The organism is Cupriavidus respiraculi (genome assembly GCF_914271545.1).
GTDB lineage: Bacteria > Pseudomonadota > Gammaproteobacteria > Burkholderiales > Burkholderiaceae > Cupriavidus > Cupriavidus respiraculi.
Genome location: NZ_CAJZAH010000009.1, coordinates 146,812 through 164,846, shown reverse-complemented (window position 1 = coordinate 164,846; position 18,035 = coordinate 146,812). Strand labels below are relative to the sequence as shown.

The following is an 18,035-nucleotide window of genomic DNA, read 5'->3' as shown; positions in this document are numbered from 1 at the left end:
CGTCTGCCCCGGCTCGCTTTGCTTCGCCAGGCGCTGCTTCGTCAGCAGCAGAGAAACGAGATTATGTAGATCTTTTCGTTTCCCGTCAACAGGGCAGCGCACTTTTTTTCGCCGCCGCAGTGCCGGTCATCCTGCCCCGCCACTACCCCCTGCCAACCCCGCAACGCGCGCCGCGCCTGCCTTGCAGGTCCGCTGTCGTGTTGCGAGGGGGCGAATATTAAGTCAGCCAACCGGGGCTGGCAAGTACTTTTTGGCGCAAGATCGTAACGTCATATTTTGTGCGCGATGAAGCACCATTGTCTTCCCCGTGACAGCGATGGAACCCGGCTGCAGCTAAGGTGGGTCTCATCCACTACGGCGCAAGAAAGCGAAGGAGACAACGTGGCCTCTATTCCCGAGAACGGTCTTTCCCACGTCTTCGGATCGACCGACATTCCCCTGTCCGACCAGACCATTCCCGAATTGCTCCGGGCCGCCGTGGAGGCCCAACCCCAGGCGCCGGCCGTGGTGTTCCGGGAACAGGGGATCCGGTGGTCCTGGCAGCAGTTCAGCGAGCAGGTGGACCGCCTCGCCACCGGTCTGCTGAACCGGGGCGTCCAGCCCGGCGACCGCGTTGGCATCTGGTCGCCCAACCGGGCGGAGTGGCTGGTGACCCAGTTCGCCACCGCGCGGATCGGTGCGATCCTGGTCAACATCAATCCCGCCTACCGGCTGTCGGAGGTGGAATATGCGCTGAACAAGGCCGGCGTCAGGATGCTGGTCACGGCGCCCCGCTTCAAGTCGAGCGACTATCTCGGGATGCTGCAGGCGCTGGCGCCGGAACTGGGCGAGTGCCCGCCGGGCGAGCTGCAGGCCGCGAGGCTGCCGCAACTGCGCCATATCGTCAGGATGGGAAGCGAGAGCAGCCCGGGCATGTACAACTATGAAACGCTGCTCGCCGACGTCGATGCGCAAACCCTGGCGCGCGTCACCGCCGGCCTGACCACCCACGACCCGATCAACATTCAGTTCACCAGCGGCACGACGGGGAACCCAAAGGGGGCCACGCTGACGCACCACAACGTGGTCAACAATGGTCGCTTTGTGGCGATGGCCATGCGCCTGGGCGAGGAGGACCGGCTTTGCATCCCCGTTCCGCTCTATCACTGCTTCGGCATGGTGCTATCCGTGCTGGCCTGCGTTTCGGTGGGCGCCTGCATGGTCTTCCCGGGCGAAGCCTTCGATCCGCTCGCCACGATGCAGGCGGTGAGCGAGGAGCGCTGCACCGCCCTGCACGGCGTGCCGACGATGTTTATCGCCCAGCTCGACCATCCGGATTTCGGCACTTTCGACTTTTCGACCCTGCGCACCGGCATCATGGCCGGCGCCCCGTGCCCGATCGAGGTGATGAAGCGGGTCATCGCGGACATGCATATGGCGGAGGTGACCATCGCCTATGGCATGACGGAAACCAGCCCGGTGTCGTTTCAGAGCGCCACCGACGATCCGCTCGAGAAACGGGTCGCCACGGTGGGGCGGGTCCAGCCGCATCTGGAGTGCAAGGTGGTGGACGCGGACGGCGCCGTGGTGCCGGTCGGCGCGACGGGGGAGCTGTGCACGCGCGGCTATTCCGTCATGTCGGGGTACTGGGACGATGAGCCGCGCACCCGGGAGGCGATACGCGATGGCTTCATGCATACCGGAGACCTCGCGACGATCGACGCCGACGGCTACTGCAACATCGTGGGACGGGTAAAGGACATGGTGATCCGCGGCGGCGAGAATATCTATCCGCGGGAAATCGAGGAATTTCTGTTCCGCCATCCCAAGATCCAGGCGGTGCAGGTGTTCGGCGTGCCGGATCCGAAGTACGGCGAGGAGGTGTGCGCCTGGATCGTCCTCAAGCCGGGGCAGACCGCCACCGAGGACGAGGTGCGGGCGTTCTGCCGCGACCAGATCGCGCATTACAAGGTCCCGCGCTATATCCGCTTTGTGGACGACATGCCGATGACGGTGACCGGCAAGGTGCAGAAGTTCGTGATGCGGGACACCATGATCAGGGACCTGGCGCTCTAGCCTTGCGCCGGCCGTATCGACTTCGACTATAAGAAGGAGCCTCCCATGGCCGTCCGTATCGTCCGCCTGGGTACGCCGCGCGCGGCGGAGGAAGGGTTGCGCATCGGCACGGTGCGCCGTCCGCCCCGGGGCGTGCCCAAGGCGGAATTCGCCAGCCGCGATTTCTACGATGTCTGGTATCCCAATCTGTCGCCGTCGGCCGAACTGGTCACGCAGGCGCTCCAGGCGGATGACGCGGCCAGCTGGCGGCAGTTCGAGCGACGCTTCCGGGCCGCGATGGCCGAACCCGAGGCGTCGCGCACCCTGGACCTGCTCGCCGCGCTCTCGCACCAGACCAACTTCTCGGTGGGCTGCTATTGCGAGCGGGAGGAGCGGTGCCACCGCTCCATCCTGCGCGCGCTGCTGGCCAAACGCGGCGCTGACATCATCTAGCCGGCGGCAGCGGCGCTGTTTAGGCAACATTCCGAGCGGGCCGCCCGCTATGATGGGTGGCTTCGCGGCGCCGGCTCCCGGCCGGGGCCGTCAACCACGCGCCGCATTCCGCCGATGGCATTGAACCTGGTCTGGCTGTCCTTCTTCCTGATTTCCTTCGCCGTCGCCGGCATTCGCCTCATTGACGGCGACACCGCGGTATTCCCCGCCATGCTGGCCAGCCTGTTCGACAGCGCGCGCACGGCCTTCGAGATCTCGCTGGGGCTCGCCGGAATCATGAGTCTGTGGCTGGGGATCATGCGCATCGGGGAGCGAGGGGGCGTCGTGGCCGGTTTCGCCCGCGCGGTCAATCCGCTGCTGCGGCATTTCTTTCCCGGCGTGCCGCAGGGCCACCCGGCGCAGGGCGCGATGATGATGAATGTCTCCGCCAACATGCTGGGCCTGGACAACGCCGCTACCCCGCTGGGGCTGAACGCAATGCGCGAGCTGCAGTCGCTCAATCCCCGGCCCGACAGCGCGAGCGATGCCCAGATCATGTTCATCGTGCTGAACACGGCGGGGCTGACGCTGATTCCGACTTCGGTCATCGCGATGCGCCAGGCCGTTGCCATCAAGCAGGGCCTGGTCGGGTTCAACGCCGCCGACATCTTTCTGCCGACGCTGCTGGCGACCTGCGTGTCCTTCGTCGCGGGGCTCGCCGCGGTTGCCTGGACGCAGCGCCTCAATCTGCTCAAACCCGCGGTGCTGATTACGGCCGGCGTGTTCGCCTCCCTGGTGGGCGGCCTGCTGGCCTGGCTGCTGCATGCGCCGGCAGCGCAGGTCAGCACGCTGACCGCGGTAAGCGGGAGCGTCTTCATCCTGGCCCTGATCGTGGTGTTCCTGGTCTGCGGCGCCGCGCGCCGCGTCAATGTCTACGAGGCCTTCGTCGACGGTGCCAAGGAGGGATTCGGTGTCGCGGTGCAGATCATTCCTTACTTGGTCGCGATCCTGGTGGCCATCGGCCTGTTCCGCGCCAGCGGCTGCATGGATGTGTTGATGCAGGCGCTTTCGCGTGGCGTCGAAGGACTGGGCGTGGATACGCGTTTCGTGCCCGCGCTGCCCGTAGGGCTGATGAAGATCCTGTCCGGCGCGGGCGCGCGCGGGCTGATGGTGGACGTGATGACGGCCTACGGCGTCGACTCCTTCCAGGCGAGACTGGCCGCCATCATCCAGGGGTCGACCGAAACCACCTTCTACGTGCTGGCGGTGTATTTCGGCAGCGTGAATGTCAGGAACACGCGCCACGCGCTGGGCTGCGCGTTGTTCGCCGACCTGGTCGGCCTGATGGCCGCCATTGGCATCGCGTACGCCTTCTTTGGTTAGCCCTGCTCCGCTATCCGCAGCCAAAAATCGTTGCGCCGATGCAACGATCTGCCGCCCGATCGCAACGCTTTGCAGATGGAGCTTGGTGCGTCGCAACAAACCGAGTATAGTGACATCTGTCTCCTCCACCACCTCGGTGGATTCCAGCCCGCGCACAACCTGCGCGGGTTTTTTTTCGTCCCGCGTTTTTCGGCGAGGTGACGCATATGGATATGCGTGGGCTTGGATGTCGCTCCCCGCGCCAAGCGTTCGTGACGCCGCTCGCACCAAGTCGTCGCGCGCAGCGCACCACGCCGACGCACCGCGCACCACGGCGGCGAAAAACCCCAGGCAAGCAGCAAAATGTTGCGATGCACCACACCGACTTCTACAGTGTGACGGTGTGACCGCGCCCCGACGTCCTGTAGGGCGGTCGCCTGCTCCAGTTCCCATGTCCGCCGTTGCTCGCATTCGCTCCTTTTCCTTACCCGCCAGCGCGGTCCGGCGCGGCGCGGTGTACGCCGTTACGTTCCTCGTGCTGGCCGCGGCCGGCTGGATGACGGGCGACGGTGGCTACTACTGGTCCGCGACGGCGGCCATCTGGACCTGCCTGGCCGATACGCCGGGCACCGCGCGGCAGCGCCTGCTGGCGCTCGCCTGCGTGGGGACCGGCGGCGCGCTGGCCAGCATCCTGGGCGCCGCGCTCGGCCTTCAGCCCGCCGTGGCAGTGGCCTTCGTGCTGGCGGCCGGACTGGCGGCCGGCTTCTGCGAAATCCGCGGGCCGGTGGCGGCCATGTGCGCGAAGCTGCTGTATGTCGCGCTGATCGCCGCGACGCTGCAGCCTGCGCTCGATGCGGGCAGCGCGGACCGCGCCCTCGAACTCGGACTGCACTTCCTGCGCGGCGGGCTGGTCGCCTGCGCGATGTGCCTGGCATTCGTGCCCTCCCGGCGGGATACACGGCCTCGCGGCGAGGTCGTCGCGGTGTTCGAGGCGCTGCAGCGCTTCACATCGACGCTGGCGGCGACCGACGGGGAGGCACGCGCCAGCGACTGCAAGGGCGACATCCGCAGCCGCATCGAGGCCGCCCGGCTGGCGATCGCGGCGCGCCGCGGCATCGGCGACCCGGCGGGCTGGCTCCACTATCACTATCTGGTCAGCGCGGCCGACGCCATGTTCGCCCTGCTGATCGTGGCCGCAGAACTGCGCACGCGCGGCAACGCGGCCGGGCTGCCGGTGCGGCACCTGGAGCGCTGCGTGGCCGACATGCTGGAGCAGGTACGCGGCGCGCTGAACCGGCATGCCCCTGACCTGCCGGCGCTGTCCAGCGCGGTTCACAGGGAATTGCGCCGGCTGCACGGCCCCATCGCCAATGCCGGCGCGCCGGCGATCTACCAGTCCGCGCTGGCCGGCCTGGCGCGCTTTCGTGCGTTCGATGCCTGGTGCGCCAATTTCCGCGGCTCGCGCTCGGGCGTGTCGCACTGGCGGCGCCGCTGGGGCGAGGCGCTCGCCGACCACGGGGCGCGCGACGCGCGGGTCCTGCGCCATGCGATCCGGCTTGCGTTGGCCGGCGCGCTGAGCCTGATCCCGGCGCAGCAACTGGACCTGCATCACGGCTACTGGGTCGCCGTCACGGTGATCATGGTGCTCAGTCCGCAATTGCAGACCACACGGCAGATCTCGATGAAGCGGTTCAGCGGGTCGCTGGCCGGCGCGCTGCTGGCCAGCCTGATCGGGCTGGCCCATCCGACGCCCGCCATCGCCCTGGCGATCAGCGCCGGTTGCCTGGCCGCCGCCTACATCACCCGGCTGGCCGGCCAGCCCGGCCGCTTCGCCTTTTTCCTGACGCCAGCGGTCATCCTGTTCTCGTGGGTCGCCGAGCCCGGCACGGACAGCAGCCACTTCGCGGCGCTGCGCGGAGTGGACACGGCGCTGGGCTGCGCGATCGCGCTCATCTGTTACCTGGTGCTGGGGCAGCGCGCCGAGGTTTCGCGCTCGTATCGCCACAGCATGGACGCCGTGGCGGTCAACGCCGTGTATCTGCGCGCGGCCTTCGCCACCGCCGGCCTGGGCGGCCCGTCCACGCCCGAGCGGATGGAAGCGCTGCGCGTGGCGGCCGGCCGCGGCTCCACCCGCGCGGAGCGGACGCTGGCCGAGGCAGGGCCCGAACTGGCGCCGGCGCTCGCCGCGCATTACGCCGCGTTGCACGCGACCCTGCGGCGGATGGCGGCGCTGGCCGGCGTGGTGCGGGCCGAAGCCGAGGCGGCCGACGTTCCCGCGCGACCCACGCCCGCGACCATCGCGCTGCTGGACGACCTGCAGCGCAACCTCGCCGAACTCGCGGTCCGGCCGGGCACCGAAGCGCCCGCCCCCGACCGCGCGCCGGCGCTCATCGACCTGCCCCCGCGCGATGGTTTCCTGTCGGAGCAGGCCGGCTTTGCCCAGGGCTACGCGGCGGCCGCCCATGCCAGCGTCGCAGCGGTGCGGGCCATCACGCACAAGGCGCCGCCGCGGCCGCTGGGCGGCACCGCCTGAACGCCCCGTCCGCGAGAGTCGGATGATCTGCGTCAAGCGCGCCGCCGATCGGCCTTGGCGCCCGACGAGCGTGTCCTAGAATGGTCCCATTGTCCGTTGCCAGGCGCGAGGCATGCCATGTCGAAAGTGTCCTTCCCTTCCAGCGCTCCCAGCTATTGCGCCGCCAGTCTCACGCTGTCGTGCCCGGCCACGGTGAACGGCACCAGCACGCGCTACTCCATCACCGCCGAGGCGCTCGAGTCCCATTTCGGCGCCCGCTCGCCTCGCCGCGAGGATCTGCTGCAGGCCTTCACCAGCCACCGCGAGCGCATCGAGAGCACCGCCCAGAGCGTGTTCGAGATGACGCAGGCCAAGGAGATCCTGCTGCGCAGCGGCCACTTCCGCTTCGTGAACTGACCGCCTCGCACGGCACTGCGTCACGCCGCACCGGCGCCGCCATGTGACGGCCCTTCCGCCTGCCGATCCTTCGCGCAACGATAAATTGACCGACTGGTCGGTTTATATATAATGAGCCCGTTCACCGCCGACGACGCGCGCCCCAGCGCGAGCCGCGCGGTCTCGCTGAAGGAGGCGCCATGTACACCCAAAGTCTGGATCTGCCCGGCGGTCTGCCCGCCAACGGGCCCGCCGATGCCGACAACCGTCCGGAGGCCGAGCGCCAGGCCGCCTTCGACGCCCGGCTGGCCGAGGACGGCAAGATCGAGCCGCAGGACTGGATGCCCGCGGCCTACCGCAAGACGCTGGTCCGCCAGATCTCCCAGCACGCGCATTCGGAGATCATCGGCATGCTGCCGGAAGGTAACTGGATCAGCCGCGCGCCGTCGCTCAAGCGCAAGACCATCCTGCTGGCCAAGGTGCAGGACGAAGGCGGCCACGGCCTGTACCTGTACTCCGCGGCCGAGACGCTGGACGCCTCCCGCGACGAACTGGTGGACGCGCTGCATGCCGGCCGCGCCAAATACTCGTCCATCTTCAACTACCCCACGCTGACCTGGGCCGACGTGGGCGTGATCGGCTGGCTGGTCGACGGCGCGGCGATCATGAACCAGATTCCGCTGTGCCGGTGTTCCTACGGACCCTATGCGCGCGCCATGATCCGCATCTGCAAGGAGGAGTCCTTCCACCAGCGGCAGGGCTTCGACGCGCTGCTGGCGATGATGCGCGGCACCGAGGCGCAGCGCGAGATGGTGCAGGACGCGGTCAACCGCTGGTGGTTTCCGGTGCTGATGATGTTCGGCCCGCCCGATGCGGAGTCGACCAACAGCGCGCAGACGATGGCCTGGGGCATCAAGCGCATCTCCAACGATGACCTGCGCCAGAAGTTCGTGGACGCGGCCGTGGAGCAGGCACGGGTGCTGGGCGTGACGCTGCCCGACCCGGGCCTGCGCTGGAACGAGGCGCGCGGCCATCATGACTACAGCCCGCTGGACTGGGACGAATTCTGGCGCGTGATCAACGGCGACGGCCCCTGCAACAAGGAACGCCTGGCCACCCGCGTGAAGGCGCACGAAGACGGCGCCTGGGTTCGAGAGGCCGCGCTGGCTCACGCCGACAAGCAGGCACGGCGCGCGGCGGACATGCAACGGGCCGCCGCCTGACCGCCATCGACTGGAGACCGACATGACGCAAAAGGAATGGCCGCTGTGGGAAGTGTTCGTGCGCAGCAAGCAGGGCCTGGAACACAAGCACTGCGGCAGCCTGCACGCCGCCGACGCGCAGCAGGCGCTGCACATGGCCCGCGACGTGTACACCCGCCGCCAGGAAGGGGTGTCGATCTGGGTGGTGCCATCGGCCGCCATCACCGCCAGCGCGCCGGAGGAAAAGCCGGCGCTGTTCGATCCGATGGCCGACAAGATCTACCGGCATCCGACGTTCTACCAGCTGCCCGATGAAGTCAACCATATGTAGGCGCGCCCGACCATGACGACATCGCCCACCGCCACCGCCTCCCTGCCGCGCACCGCGCCGCACCAGTACGTGCTGCGCCTGGCCGACAACGCCCTGATCCTCGGCCAGCGCAATGCCGAGTGGTGCGGCCATGGACCAGTGCTGGAAGAGGACATCGCGCTGGCCAATATCAGCCTGGACCTGATCGGCCAGTCGCGCCTGCTCTATACCCGCGCCGGCGAGCTGGAAGCCGCGCTGACGAACCAGCCGCCACGCGGCGAGGACGACTACGCGTTCTGGCGCGACGAGCGCGAGTTCCGCAACTGGACGCTGCTGGAGCTGCCGCACACGGGGCCGCTGGCCGGCACCGCGGCCAGCGATCGCGACTACGCCGTCACCATCGTGCGCAACTTTCTCTATGGCGCGCTGATGGTGGAGCTGTGGACCCGGCTGCAGGCCAGCGGCGATGCGGGACTGGCCGCCATCGCGGCCAAGTCGGTCAAGGAGGCGCGCTATCACCTGCAGCACGCGGCCGGCTGGGTGGTGCGGCTGGGCGACGGCACCGAGCATTCGCACCAGCGCACGCAGCGCGCGCTGGACCACCTGCTGCCCTATATGAACGAGTGCTTCGCCGACGACGACATCGATCGAGAAGCCGCCGCGCAAGGGATTGGCGTGCTGGCGTCCGACTGCCGCGCGGCCTGGGACGCCACCGTGCGCGACACGCTCGCGGCCGCCACCCTCGCCATGCCCGCGGCCACCGGCTTTCTGTCGACCGGCAAGCAGGGCGTGCATTCCGAGCATATGAGCTACCTGCTCGGCGAGATGCAGGGGCTGGCGCGCGCCCACCCCGGCGCGCAGTGGTGAGCCGGCGGAGGACACCAGCATGAGCGCCGTTTCCATCCGACCGGGCCCGAAAGACCTTGCCGCGCCGCCCGTGCAGGCATGCGGCCCTGACGGCGGCGACCGCGCCGCCCGCGCATGGGCCGCACTGCAGGCCGTGCCCGATCCGGAGATTCCCGTGGTGTCGATCCAGGACCTGGGCATCCTGCGCGAGGTCACCATGGCCGGCGACGGCACGCTGGAGGTGGTGATCACGCCCACCTATTCCGGCTGCCCGGCGATGGCCGAGATCGCCGAGGACATCGGCCGTGCGCTGGACGCCGCGGGCCTTGCGCCCTGGCGCATCCGCACCACCCTGGCGCCTGCGTGGACCACCGACTGGATCACCGCCGAGGGTCGCGCGAAGCTGCGCCAGTACGGCATCGCGCCGCCGGGCCGCTGCGGCGAGGGCGAAGGCGGCGCCCGCACCGCAGGCGCCAAACGCATGCAGTTCGTTCCGCACGCCGCGCGCGCGGCGGCCGCGCTGGACCTGGTGGCGTGCCCGCGCTGCGGCAGCCTGCACACCGAGCAGCTCGCCCGCTTCGCCTCGACGGCTTGCAAGGCGCTGTACCGCTGCCGCGATTGCCGCGAGCCGTTCGACTACTTCAAACCCTATTGAGCCGGGCGCGGCCCCCGCGCACCGCCCTTCGCGCCAGAGCACCGTCCATGACCCCACAGTTCCATCCGCTGCGCGTGGCGCAGGTCCGTCCCGAAACGCCCGACACCATCTCCGTCGCCTTCGAGGTGCCCGAGGCGCTGCGCGAAGCCTACCGCTTCACGCAGGGCCAGTTCCTGACCATCAAGGTGCCGATCGCCGGCAAGGACGTGCGCCGCTCCTATTCCATCTGCTGCGGCGTGCAGGACTACGCCGAGCGGGGCGAGCTGCGGGTGGCCATCAAGCGCGTGGACGAGGGCCTGTTCTCCTGCCATCTGCACGACCATCTGGCGCCGGGCCAGACCCTGGACGTGATGACGCCCGACGGCCGCTTCCATGTACCGCTGGACCCGGGCGCGGCGCGCCACTATGTCTCCTTCGCCGCCGGCAGCGGCATCACGCCGGTGATGTCGCTGATCCGCACCACGCTGGCCACCGAGCCGCACAGCCGCTTCACGCTGGTCTATGGCAACCGCGCGGTGGACACCATCATCTTCTCCGAAGAACTCGAGGACCTGAAGAACCGCTACCTCGCGCGCTTCACGCTGTACCACGTGCTCTCGCGCCAGCCGCAGGAAGTGGACCTGCTGCATGGCCGCCTGGACCAGGCGCGCGTGAAGGCTTTCCTCGAGACGCTGATTCCGGTCGACGACATCGATGCCGCCTTCGTCTGCGGCCCCGCCTCGATGATCGACGAGGTGGAGGCGGCGCTGAAGGACGCGGGCCTGGACCCGCACCGCATCCATGCCGAGCGCTTCGGCGTGCCGGTGGCGCGCGCGCCGAAGCCGGCCGCCGCGCACGACCATGCGCATCACGCCGGCACCGCCGAACTGGTGGTGGTGCTCGACGGCAAGCAGCACAGGATGCGGCTGCCGATGGAAGATGCGAACGTGCTGGACACCGCGCTGGCGGCCGGCCTGGACCTGCCCTACGCCTGCAAGGGCGGGGTCTGCTGCACCTGCCGCGCCAAGGTGCTGGAGGGCGAGGTCGAGATGGAGAAGAACTACACGCTCGAGCCGTGGGAGATGGACAAGGGCTTCGTGCTGACCTGCCAGGCGCGGGCGCTGACGCCGCGCGTGGTGGTCAGCTACGACGAGCGCTGAGCCGCCGGCCGGCGGCCGCGATGGCCGCCCGTGAGTAAAATGGATTTCACCCCGTCATGCCGGATCCTTTCCGCGCGCGGCTGGGGTGCCGGACGGTGACTGTGCGCCGCCCTATCCATATACAATCACGCCCATGCAATACATCCACGTCGTCAACGGTGACGTAGCGGGCAACACGCTGCGCCAGGCACTCACTCAGGCCGCGAGACCGGACGCGGTCGTCGTGCTGCGCGACGATCTGGCCGTGGGTCCGATCAGCGACGTCGACGGCTCGGGCTTTACGCGCGCCGGCTTCTGGCAGCGGGTCGCCCCGCACTCCAATATCGATTTCGTCGCCGAGATGCGGCAGGCGCTGAACCAGCTCCACGGGCTGCGCCAGGGCGAACTGGAAGTCGCCATCTGGCACGGCCAGAGCCCCTCGGACCAGCTGATGCTGCGCCGTGCGGTCTTCCATCTGTACCAGATGCCCCAGCGCATCAACGAGGTGGCGATGGACATCCGCGAACTCGATGTGCCCGCGCCCAACCATCTGGCCGCCATCGGCATGTATCCCGCCGCCAAGCTGGCGCGCCGCTTCTCGACCATCGCGCCGGTCTCGGTGCTGCGGCTCGGGCGCCTGGGTTACGAGTGGCAGCAGAACGTGAAGGAAAACGCCGACGTGCGGCTGTGGAAGGGCAATACGCTGGTGCCCGCGGCCTATCACACCGTCGACGAGGTGATTCTCGATCGCGCGCCCGCGCAATGGACGCCTGCCGCGCAGCTGGTGGCGAGCATCATGGGCGCGGTCGAAGGCCTGCAGGCCAGCGACTGGTTCGTGTTCTGGCGCTGCCGCGAGCTGATCGGCGCCGGCCAGATGGTATTGCGCGGCAACGCCGACTCGCTGCAGACCTGCGAGCTGCGCCGCAACCTCTCCGCCGGCGCGGAATAGGCGCAGCGGTCCGCGCCGCGCCGGAACACTACGACCCGCCCCGACGACCCCGACAGCGAGACCAGCCCTTTCATGGCCCGTACCAAGGCGCCCGATTTCGAGGCACAACGCGAACAGATCCTGGAACTGGCCGCCGCCGCCTTCGCCGCCACCAGCTACCCGAGCACCTCGATGGCCGACCTGGCCGCCGCCTGCGGCACCTCCAAGGCGCGGCTCTATCACTATTACGAGAGCAAGGAAGCGATCCTGTTCGACCTGCTGGACCGCTACACCCGCAGGCTGATGCTGATCGTCACCGAGGTGGAGGCCGAAGCGGAGCGGCAGGGGGCCAGCGACCAGCAGAGCTTCGCCAACCTGATCCGCGCCTTCCTGGCCGAATACGAGACGTCCCAGACCCGCCATATCGCGCTGATCAACGACGTGAAGTTTCTCGCCGACGAGCAGCGCGACCTGATCCTCAAGCGCGAACGCGATGTCGTCGCCGCCTTCTCGCGGCAGCTGCGCCGGGCCTATCCGGACAGCGTCACGCGCGAGAACCAGACCGCACTGACCATGACGGTCTTCGGCATGATCAACTGGACCTTCACCTGGCTCAAGCCGGGCGGCAAGCTGTCGTACGCGGACTTCGCGGAGATGGTGATCTCGCTGCTGGCCGGGGGATTGCCGGGCGCGCCGGCGCGGGCGGCGTAGGCGCCGGCGGGCCCTCACGCCCGGCCCCTCTTCCGCTGGCGCTAGAGCCGCGCACATCGGCGGCCATCAACTCCACTCCGCCTCTTCGCGCTTCCTGCGCTCCTCGCGGTCCTGGCGGAACATTTCCTCCAGTTCGTCGCGCGCCTGCCGCGCCAGCGACACCAGCTTCTTCTGGTCGGTGTAGTGCGGGTAGAAGCGGTCGATGGCCTGGATGTTGTGGCGGCGGAATTTCAGCGCCGCGTTGCGCGCCTCCATCGGATCGAAGCCCAGCCCTTCCAGCACCCGCCGGCCCAGCATTAGCGAGCCCTCGAACATCTCGCGCTCGAACAGATGCACGCCGCGGTCCTTGAGCAGGTAGACGTGCGAGACATGGCGCGCCCGCGCATAGATCTGCAGATGCGGAAAGCGCTGGCGCACGCCGTCGATCAGCGTCAGGCTCTCTTCCAGCCCGTCCACCGCCACCACCAGAATGCGCGCCTTGGCCGCGCCCGCGGACTCCAGCAGGTCCATACGCGTGGCGTCGCCATAGAAGATCTTGAAGTCGTACTGGCGCAGGAATTCGATCTGGTCGGGGTCGTGGTCCAGCACGGTGACGCCGATGCCCTGCGCGTACAGCATGCGGCCGACGATCTGGCCGAAGCGGCCGAAGCCGGCGATCAACACCGGGTTGTCCTGGGGTTCGATCACGTCGTCGGGCCGCTTGGACATCCCCCGCAGCCGCGGCGCCACGATCTTGTCGTAGGCGACCAGCAGCAGCGGCGTGGTGACCATCGACAGGGCCACGACCAGCACCAGCAGCGAGGCGGTCGCGGGGTCGATCAGCGCGGCGCCCTTGGCCACGCCGAACACCACGAAGGCGAATTCGCCGGCCTGGGAGATCAGCAGCGCGAACAGCAGCCGCTGGCCGCGGGCGATGCCCAGCCGCGCCGCGAGCAGCCGCATCACCAGCGCCTTGACCCCCACCACCCCGGCCACCAGCGCCACCACCAGCACGGGCTCGCGCATCATCACGCCGAAATCGATCGACATGCCCACGGCCATGAAGAACAGGCCCAGCAGCAGGCCCTTGAACGGCTCCAGGTCGGCCTCCAGCGCGTGCCGGTATTCCGAGTCGGCCAGCAGCACGCCCGCGAGGAAGGTGCCCAGCGCCATCGACATGCCGACGCCCTCCATCATCATGGCGATGCCCACCACCAGCAGCAGCGCGAAGGCGGTGAACATCTCGCGCATGTCCGTGCGCGCGATGAAGCGCAGCGCCGGCCGCACCAGATAGCGGCCGCCCACGACCACCAGCGCGATCACGCCGAGCGCGGCGCCGGCGTCCACCCAGTCGCCGTGCCCGGTGGGCTGCCCCGCCGCGCCCTGCACGGCGAGCATCGGCAGCAGCGCGATCATCGGAATGGCGGCCATGTCCTGGAACAGCAGGATGCCGAAGCTGGCGACGCCGGCCGGCGTGTTGAACAGGTTGCGCTCGGACAGCGTCGCCAGCGCGATCGCGGTGGACGACAGCGCCAGCCCCAGCGCGGCGACCAGCGCCGCCTGCCAGGACAGGCCCAGCAGCACGGCGGCGATGCCGATGGCCAGCGCGCAGCCGGCCATCTGCGCGCCGCCGTAGCCGAAGATGCTCCGGCGCAGCGCCCACAGTTTCTTCGGCTCCAGTTCGAGGCCGATCACGAACATCATCATCACCACGCCGAACTCGGAGAAGTGCAGGATCGACTCGACATTGGTGACCAGGCCGAACGCCCACGGACCGATCGCGACCCCGGCCAGCAGGTAGCCAAGCACCGCGCCCAGGCCCAGCCGCCGCGCGAGCGGCACGGCCGCCACCGCGGCGAACAGGAAGACCAGCAGCGCGATCATGAAATCATGGAAATTCATCGCGTTCCTTTCAGTATGAGTCGGCCAGCGAGTCGGCCGGCGGCGCCGGAACGGGCATCGCCGGCGGCTCGGCGCTCAAGCGCGCCTTTACCTCGTCGATATACCGGGAGAGCTCGTCCGCTTGCAGGTAGTGCGCGTCGTGCGCGACGGCCGGCGCCAGCCAGTTCATGCCGCACAGGCGCGCAGTCTGCGCCAGCGGCAGCAGGAAGGCCTCGACCTCGTGCCGGTGCGCGCCCGCGGGGGAATAGGACTCGGCGGTGCCGCCGGTGGTCGCGGCCACCAGCAGCGACTTGCCGCGCAGCGCGGTGCCGCCGGGACCGTAGGCCCAGCCGCGCTCGAGCACCTCGTCGAGCCACAGCTTGAGCAGCGGCGGCACGCTGAACCAGCGCAGCGGGAACTGGAGCACCACGGTGTCGGCCGCGGCCAGCGCGCGCTGCTCCGCGACGATGTCGATGTTGTAGTCGGTGTAGTCGCGGTACAGGTCGCGTACCTGCACCTGCGGCAGCGCCGCCAGGGCTTCGGCCAGGGGCCGGTTGACGCGCGATCGGTGCGGGAACGGATGCGCATAGATCACGACGGTAGAACGCAGGTTCATGCGGGTAGAGGTAAGAAGCGGAGAACGGGTGGCTGCGCGGGGATCACGAGTGTCGCGCTCGTGCGAGCGCCGCGCGCTGGGGAAAGGAACCGGATGTTAACTGCGGCGTTGCAACATTTCCACACCATTGGGCGAACCCGATCCTGCGCTCGGTACATAAATTATTGATTTCACTGGCATTTTCTTACCCTGCACGCCGGCAGCCGAGGCGGTGCATCGCACAAGGGTTACGAGAAATCGTCAAATTCGCTACAATACTTTCCGCATCACGGCAAGACGGTAATTTCCCCATGCAGCCAAGGATCTGGTCAAAGTGGAGGGACAACCACGCCGGCGGTGCTATGTTTATACCCGAAACACCAACGAAGGAACGCAAGTGAATCCGCTCGAACTGAGCCGGGCCGTCGGCGCCGTGACCGACGAAGATCTCCGCAAAGCTGCCGCCGCGCAGGCCGCCCAACGTCCCACCACCCTGGTGCGCGAACTGGCGGCCCATCATCGCTCGCGCCTGCTGAAGCATTTCCTCGCCCTCGGCGAGGAGGATCGCCTGCTCCGTTTCGGCCAGTCCGTTGGTGACCACGTGATCGAAGCCTATGTCGACAGCATCGACTTCGACCACGACAGCGTGTTCGGCGTCTACGACGAACATCTGGAACTGGTCGGCGTGGGCCACTTCGCCAACCTGCGCGACAACGCGCAGGGCCGGGTCGCCGAGTTCGGCGTGTCGGTATCGCAAAGCGCGCGGGGCCGCGGCATCGGCAGCGCGCTGTTCGAGCGCGCCGCCATGCACGGGCGCAACAACCATGTCCGCACGCTGTACATGCACTGCCTGTCGCGCAACGCCGCGATGATGCATATCGCCAAGAAGGCCGGCATGAAGGTGCAGTACGCCTACGGCGAGGCCGACGCGTACCTGGAGCTGCCGCCGGCCGACACGGTCAGCCGGCTGACCGAGGCGCTGGACGAGCAGGTGGCGGATCTGGACTACCTCGTGCGCCGCAACCTGCGCGATGCCCGCCGCTTCGGCCTGCGCTTCTGGCGCTCGATGGTGCCGCAGAAGCGTACCGCCGCCTGAGCCGCGCTTCGCCCCGCCGACGAAACAATGGCGCGCCTTCGGGCGCGCCATTGTCATTGGGGCGGCAGTTCCCGAGCCGGGCCGCTGGCGGGCCCTACGCGCCGACCACCGGCAGCGCCGTGGTGTCCTTGATCGATTCCAGCGCGAAACTCGACCGCACGTCGATCACCGCCGGGTGGGCCAGCAGCTGGTCCTTCATGAAGCGCGCGAAGTGCTCCATGTCTTCCACGTAGACCTTGAGGAGCAGGTCCATTTCCCCGGTCATGGCGTGGCAGGCGGCCACCTCGGGCCAGATGGCGATGGCGGCACGAAACAGGTCCAGCGGCGCCTTGCCCTTGGGCGCGCCGCCGTGCTTCTCCAGCCTGACATTGATATACGCAAGCAGTCCGAGCCCGATCTTGCCCGGTTCGAGCAAGGCGGCGTATTGCCGGATCACTCCGATCTCCTCGAGCCGACGGATGCGGCGCAGGCACGGGCTCGGCGAGAGGTTGACGCGCTCGGCGACCTCGAGATTGGTCAGCCGGCCATTGGTCTGCAGGACCTCCAGGATTTTCCGGTCGATCTTGTCCAGCTCCACCTTGCTCACGATATTGTTGCTCCGCAATATGTTTGTCGGCAATTTTTTTGCGCAAATTTAGCAAAGCGTGCACAACTACGCAATTTTTAATGTAACTCGGGGTCATACACTCGGCGGTATCAGAAAACCTGCCGCTGCCTGACGTCGCCCCGCCTTGCCCCGGGCAGCGCCATCCAAGGAGGATTGACATGACCACCACCGCTGGCACTCCCGAGACGACCCAGGCCCAGGCCGCCGCTCCCGACCGCTTCACCGGCTGGGAAAATCCCATGGGCACCGACGGCTTCGAGTTCATCGAATATGCCGCGCCGGATCCCGCCGCCATGGGCCAGCTGTTCGAACGCATGGGCTTTACCGCGGTGGCGCGTCACCGCCACAAGAACGTCACGCTGTACCGCCAGGGCGGCATCAACTTCATCATCAACGCGGAGAGCGACTCGTTCGCGCAGCGCTTCGCGCGCCTGCACGGGCCCTCGATCTGCGCCATCGCCTTCCGCGTGCAGGACGCCGCCAAGGCTTACCAGCGCGCACTGGAACTGGGCGCCTGGGGCTTCGACAACAAGAGCGGCCCGATGGAGCTGAACATCCCCGCCATCAAGGGCATCGGCGATTCGCTGATCTATCTGGTGGACCGCTGGGAAGGCAAGGATGGCGCCAAGCCCGGCGACGTCGGCAACATCAGCATCTACGACGTGGACTTCGTTCCCATCGCCGGTGCCAATCCGAACCCGGTTGGCCATGGCCTGACCTATATCGACCACCTCACGCACAACGTCCATCGCGGCCGGATGAAGGAGTGGGCCGAGTTCTACGAGCGCTTCTTCAACTTCCGCGAGGTGCGCTACTTCGACATCGAGGGCCAGGTGACCGGCGTGAAGTCCAAGGCCATGACCAGCCCCTGCGGCAAGATCCGGATTCCGATCAACGAGGAAGGCACCGAGAAGCCGGGCCAGATCCAGGAATACCTGGACATGTATCGCGGCGAAGGCATCCAGCATATCGCGCTGGGCTCGACCGACCTGTACCGCACCGTGGACGCGCTCAACGCCGCGGGCGTCAAGCTGCTGGACACCATCGAGACCTACTACGAGCTGGTGGACAAGCGCATCCCCGGGCACGGCGAGAATGTCGCCGAACTGAAGAAGCGCCGCATCCTGATCGATGGCATGCCCGGCGACCTGCTGCTGCAGATTTTCTCCGAGAACCAGCTCGGCCCCATCTTCTACGAGTTCATCCAGCGCAAGGGCAACCAGGGCTTCGGCGAAGGTAACTTCAAGGCGCTGTTCGAATCGATCGAGCTGGACCAGATGCGCCGCGGCGTGCTGACCGACGACCGCCAGGACAAGAAGCAGCCGGCATAACGGCCGCGCCCTTTTCCCCGCCGCAACGAACAACGCGCGA

Annotated in this window: 17 protein-coding genes; 14 read left to right on the top strand and 3 right to left on the bottom strand. The window is 68.0% G+C overall.

Translation table 11 applies throughout. The annotated features are described in order from the left end of the window. The first annotated feature begins 381 nt into the window (after nt 1–381). The 12 genes from LDO27_RS24520 to LDO27_RS24465 all read left to right on the top strand — a co-directional run bounded on the left by LDO27_RS24520 (nt 382) and on the right by LDO27_RS24465 (nt 12,506). The gene (locus tag LDO27_RS24520; protein ID WP_224044505.1) at nt 382–2,055 is read left to right on the top strand and encodes an AMP-binding protein; all 1,674 of its coding nucleotides are present in this window, start codon (nt 382–384) and stop codon (nt 2,053–2,055) included. Nucleotides 2,056–2,100: 45 nt separating this feature from the next. Then, nucleotides 2,101–2,487, top strand: coding sequence for a DUF488 domain-containing protein (locus tag LDO27_RS24515; protein WP_222203255.1), 387 nt, complete (start codon nt 2,101–2,103; stop codon nt 2,485–2,487). A gap of 114 nt (nt 2,488–2,601) precedes the next feature. After that, complete coding sequence (locus LDO27_RS24510; RefSeq protein ID WP_222203254.1) at nt 2,602–3,849, top strand: nucleoside recognition domain-containing protein; 1,248 nt, start codon at nt 2,602–2,604, stop codon at nt 3,847–3,849. Nucleotides 3,850–4,279: 430 nt separating this feature from the next. Continuing rightward, a complete protein-coding gene (locus LDO27_RS24505) occupies nt 4,280–6,361 on the top strand; it encodes an FUSC family protein (RefSeq protein WP_224044504.1) in 2,082 nt (693 codons plus the stop codon). Nucleotides 6,362–6,478: 117 nt separating this feature from the next. Beyond that, nucleotides 6,479–6,757 carry a DUF1488 family protein gene (locus LDO27_RS24500; RefSeq protein WP_222203252.1) on the top strand — a complete coding sequence of 93 codons (279 nt, stop codon included), beginning with the start codon at nt 6,479–6,481 and terminating at the stop codon, nt 6,755–6,757. 179 nt (nt 6,758–6,936) lie between these two features. Further along, a complete protein-coding gene (gene paaA / locus LDO27_RS24495) occupies nt 6,937–7,959 on the top strand; it encodes a 1,2-phenylacetyl-CoA epoxidase subunit PaaA (RefSeq protein WP_222203251.1) in 1,023 nt (340 codons plus the stop codon). A gap of 22 nt (nt 7,960–7,981) precedes the next feature. Then, entirely contained in the window at nt 7,982–8,269 is a 288-nt protein-coding gene (gene paaB, locus LDO27_RS24490) for a 1,2-phenylacetyl-CoA epoxidase subunit PaaB (protein WP_222203249.1), read from the top strand. A 12-nt stretch (nt 8,270–8,281) separates the two neighbouring features. Continuing rightward, entirely contained in the window at nt 8,282–9,115 is an 834-nt protein-coding gene (paaC, locus tag LDO27_RS24485; protein ID WP_224044503.1) for a 1,2-phenylacetyl-CoA epoxidase subunit PaaC, read from the top strand. A gap of 19 nt (nt 9,116–9,134) precedes the next feature. Continuing rightward, nucleotides 9,135–9,749 carry a 1,2-phenylacetyl-CoA epoxidase subunit PaaD gene (gene paaD, locus LDO27_RS24480; RefSeq protein WP_224044502.1) on the top strand — a complete coding sequence of 205 codons (615 nt, stop codon included), beginning with the start codon at nt 9,135–9,137 and terminating at the stop codon, nt 9,747–9,749. A gap of 47 nt (nt 9,750–9,796) precedes the next feature. Further along, nucleotides 9,797–10,888 carry a 1,2-phenylacetyl-CoA epoxidase subunit PaaE gene (gene paaE, locus LDO27_RS24475; RefSeq protein ID WP_224044501.1) on the top strand — a complete coding sequence of 364 codons (1,092 nt, stop codon included), beginning with the start codon at nt 9,797–9,799 and terminating at the stop codon, nt 10,886–10,888. Between the two features lie 133 nt (nt 10,889–11,021). Beyond that, nucleotides 11,022–11,816, top strand: a complete 795-nt coding sequence (locus LDO27_RS24470; RefSeq protein WP_222203245.1) for a DUF1835 domain-containing protein — start codon at nt 11,022–11,024, stop codon at nt 11,814–11,816. A 72-nt stretch (nt 11,817–11,888) separates the two neighbouring features. Beyond that, nucleotides 11,889–12,506 (top strand): TetR/AcrR family transcriptional regulator, encoded by a 618-nt coding sequence (locus LDO27_RS24465; protein WP_222203244.1) that lies wholly within the window; start codon nt 11,889–11,891, stop codon nt 12,504–12,506. Between the two features lie 66 nt (nt 12,507–12,572). Here the strand turns inward: LDO27_RS24465 and kefC are convergent, their stop codons facing one another. Both kefC and kefF read right to left on the bottom strand, forming a co-directional pair. Next, nucleotides 12,573–14,387: a glutathione-regulated potassium-efflux system protein KefC gene (gene kefC / locus LDO27_RS24460; RefSeq protein WP_224044500.1), complete on the bottom strand. Its 1,815-nt coding sequence runs from the start codon at nt 14,385–14,387 to the stop codon at nt 12,573–12,575. Between the two features lie 10 nt (nt 14,388–14,397). Beyond that, nucleotides 14,398–14,982, bottom strand: coding sequence for a glutathione-regulated potassium-efflux system oxidoreductase KefF (gene kefF / locus LDO27_RS24455; protein ID WP_224044499.1), 585 nt, complete (start codon nt 14,980–14,982; stop codon nt 14,398–14,400). 376 nt (nt 14,983–15,358) lie between these two features. Between kefF and LDO27_RS24450 the strand changes: the two genes are divergently transcribed. Continuing rightward, entirely contained in the window at nt 15,359–16,057 is a 699-nt protein-coding gene (locus LDO27_RS24450) for a GNAT family N-acetyltransferase (protein ID WP_224044498.1), read from the top strand. Nucleotides 16,058–16,151: 94 nt separating this feature from the next. Here the strand turns inward: LDO27_RS24450 and LDO27_RS24445 are convergent, their stop codons facing one another. After that, nucleotides 16,152–16,643, bottom strand: a complete 492-nt coding sequence (locus tag LDO27_RS24445) for an Lrp/AsnC family transcriptional regulator (RefSeq protein WP_222203239.1) — start codon at nt 16,641–16,643, stop codon at nt 16,152–16,154. A gap of 260 nt (nt 16,644–16,903) precedes the next feature. Between LDO27_RS24445 and hppD the strand changes: the two genes are divergently transcribed. Next, nucleotides 16,904–17,995 carry a 4-hydroxyphenylpyruvate dioxygenase gene (gene hppD, locus LDO27_RS24440; RefSeq protein ID WP_224044509.1) on the top strand — a complete coding sequence of 364 codons (1,092 nt, stop codon included), beginning with the start codon at nt 16,904–16,906 and terminating at the stop codon, nt 17,993–17,995. Nucleotides 17,996–18,035 lie beyond the last annotated feature (40 nt).

Excerpts from the sequence above, each read along its gene's own strand:
- LDO27_RS24515 (WP_222203255.1), top strand. The coding sequence starts at position 2,101 with ATGGCCGTCCGTATCGTCCGCCTGGGTACGCCGCGCGCGGCGGAGGAA.
- LDO27_RS24510 (WP_222203254.1), top strand. The coding sequence starts at position 2,602 with ATGGCATTGAACCTGGTCTGGCTGTCCTTCTTCCTGATTTCCTTCGCC.
- LDO27_RS24505 (WP_224044504.1), top strand. The coding sequence starts at position 4,280 with ATGTCCGCCGTTGCTCGCATTCGCTCCTTTTCCTTACCCGCCAGCGCG.
- LDO27_RS24500 (WP_222203252.1), top strand. The coding sequence starts at position 6,479 with ATGTCGAAAGTGTCCTTCCCTTCCAGCGCTCCCAGCTATTGCGCCGCC.
- paaA (WP_222203251.1), top strand. The coding sequence starts at position 6,937 with ATGTACACCCAAAGTCTGGATCTGCCCGGCGGTCTGCCCGCCAACGGG.
- paaB (WP_222203249.1), top strand. The coding sequence starts at position 7,982 with ATGACGCAAAAGGAATGGCCGCTGTGGGAAGTGTTCGTGCGCAGCAAG.
- paaC (WP_224044503.1), top strand. The coding sequence starts at position 8,282 with ATGACGACATCGCCCACCGCCACCGCCTCCCTGCCGCGCACCGCGCCG.
- paaD (WP_224044502.1), top strand. The coding sequence starts at position 9,135 with ATGAGCGCCGTTTCCATCCGACCGGGCCCGAAAGACCTTGCCGCGCCG.
- paaE (WP_224044501.1), top strand. The coding sequence starts at position 9,797 with ATGACCCCACAGTTCCATCCGCTGCGCGTGGCGCAGGTCCGTCCCGAA.
- LDO27_RS24470 (WP_222203245.1), top strand. The coding sequence starts at position 11,022 with ATGCAATACATCCACGTCGTCAACGGTGACGTAGCGGGCAACACGCTG.
- LDO27_RS24465 (WP_222203244.1), top strand. The coding sequence starts at position 11,889 with ATGGCCCGTACCAAGGCGCCCGATTTCGAGGCACAACGCGAACAGATC.
- kefC (WP_224044500.1), bottom strand. The coding sequence starts at position 14,387 with ATGAATTTCCATGATTTCATGATCGCGCTGCTGGTCTTCCTGTTCGCC.
- kefF (WP_224044499.1), bottom strand. The coding sequence starts at position 14,982 with ATGAACCTGCGTTCTACCGTCGTGATCTATGCGCATCCGTTCCCGCAC.
- hppD (WP_224044509.1), top strand. The coding sequence starts at position 16,904 with ATGGGCACCGACGGCTTCGAGTTCATCGAATATGCCGCGCCGGATCCC.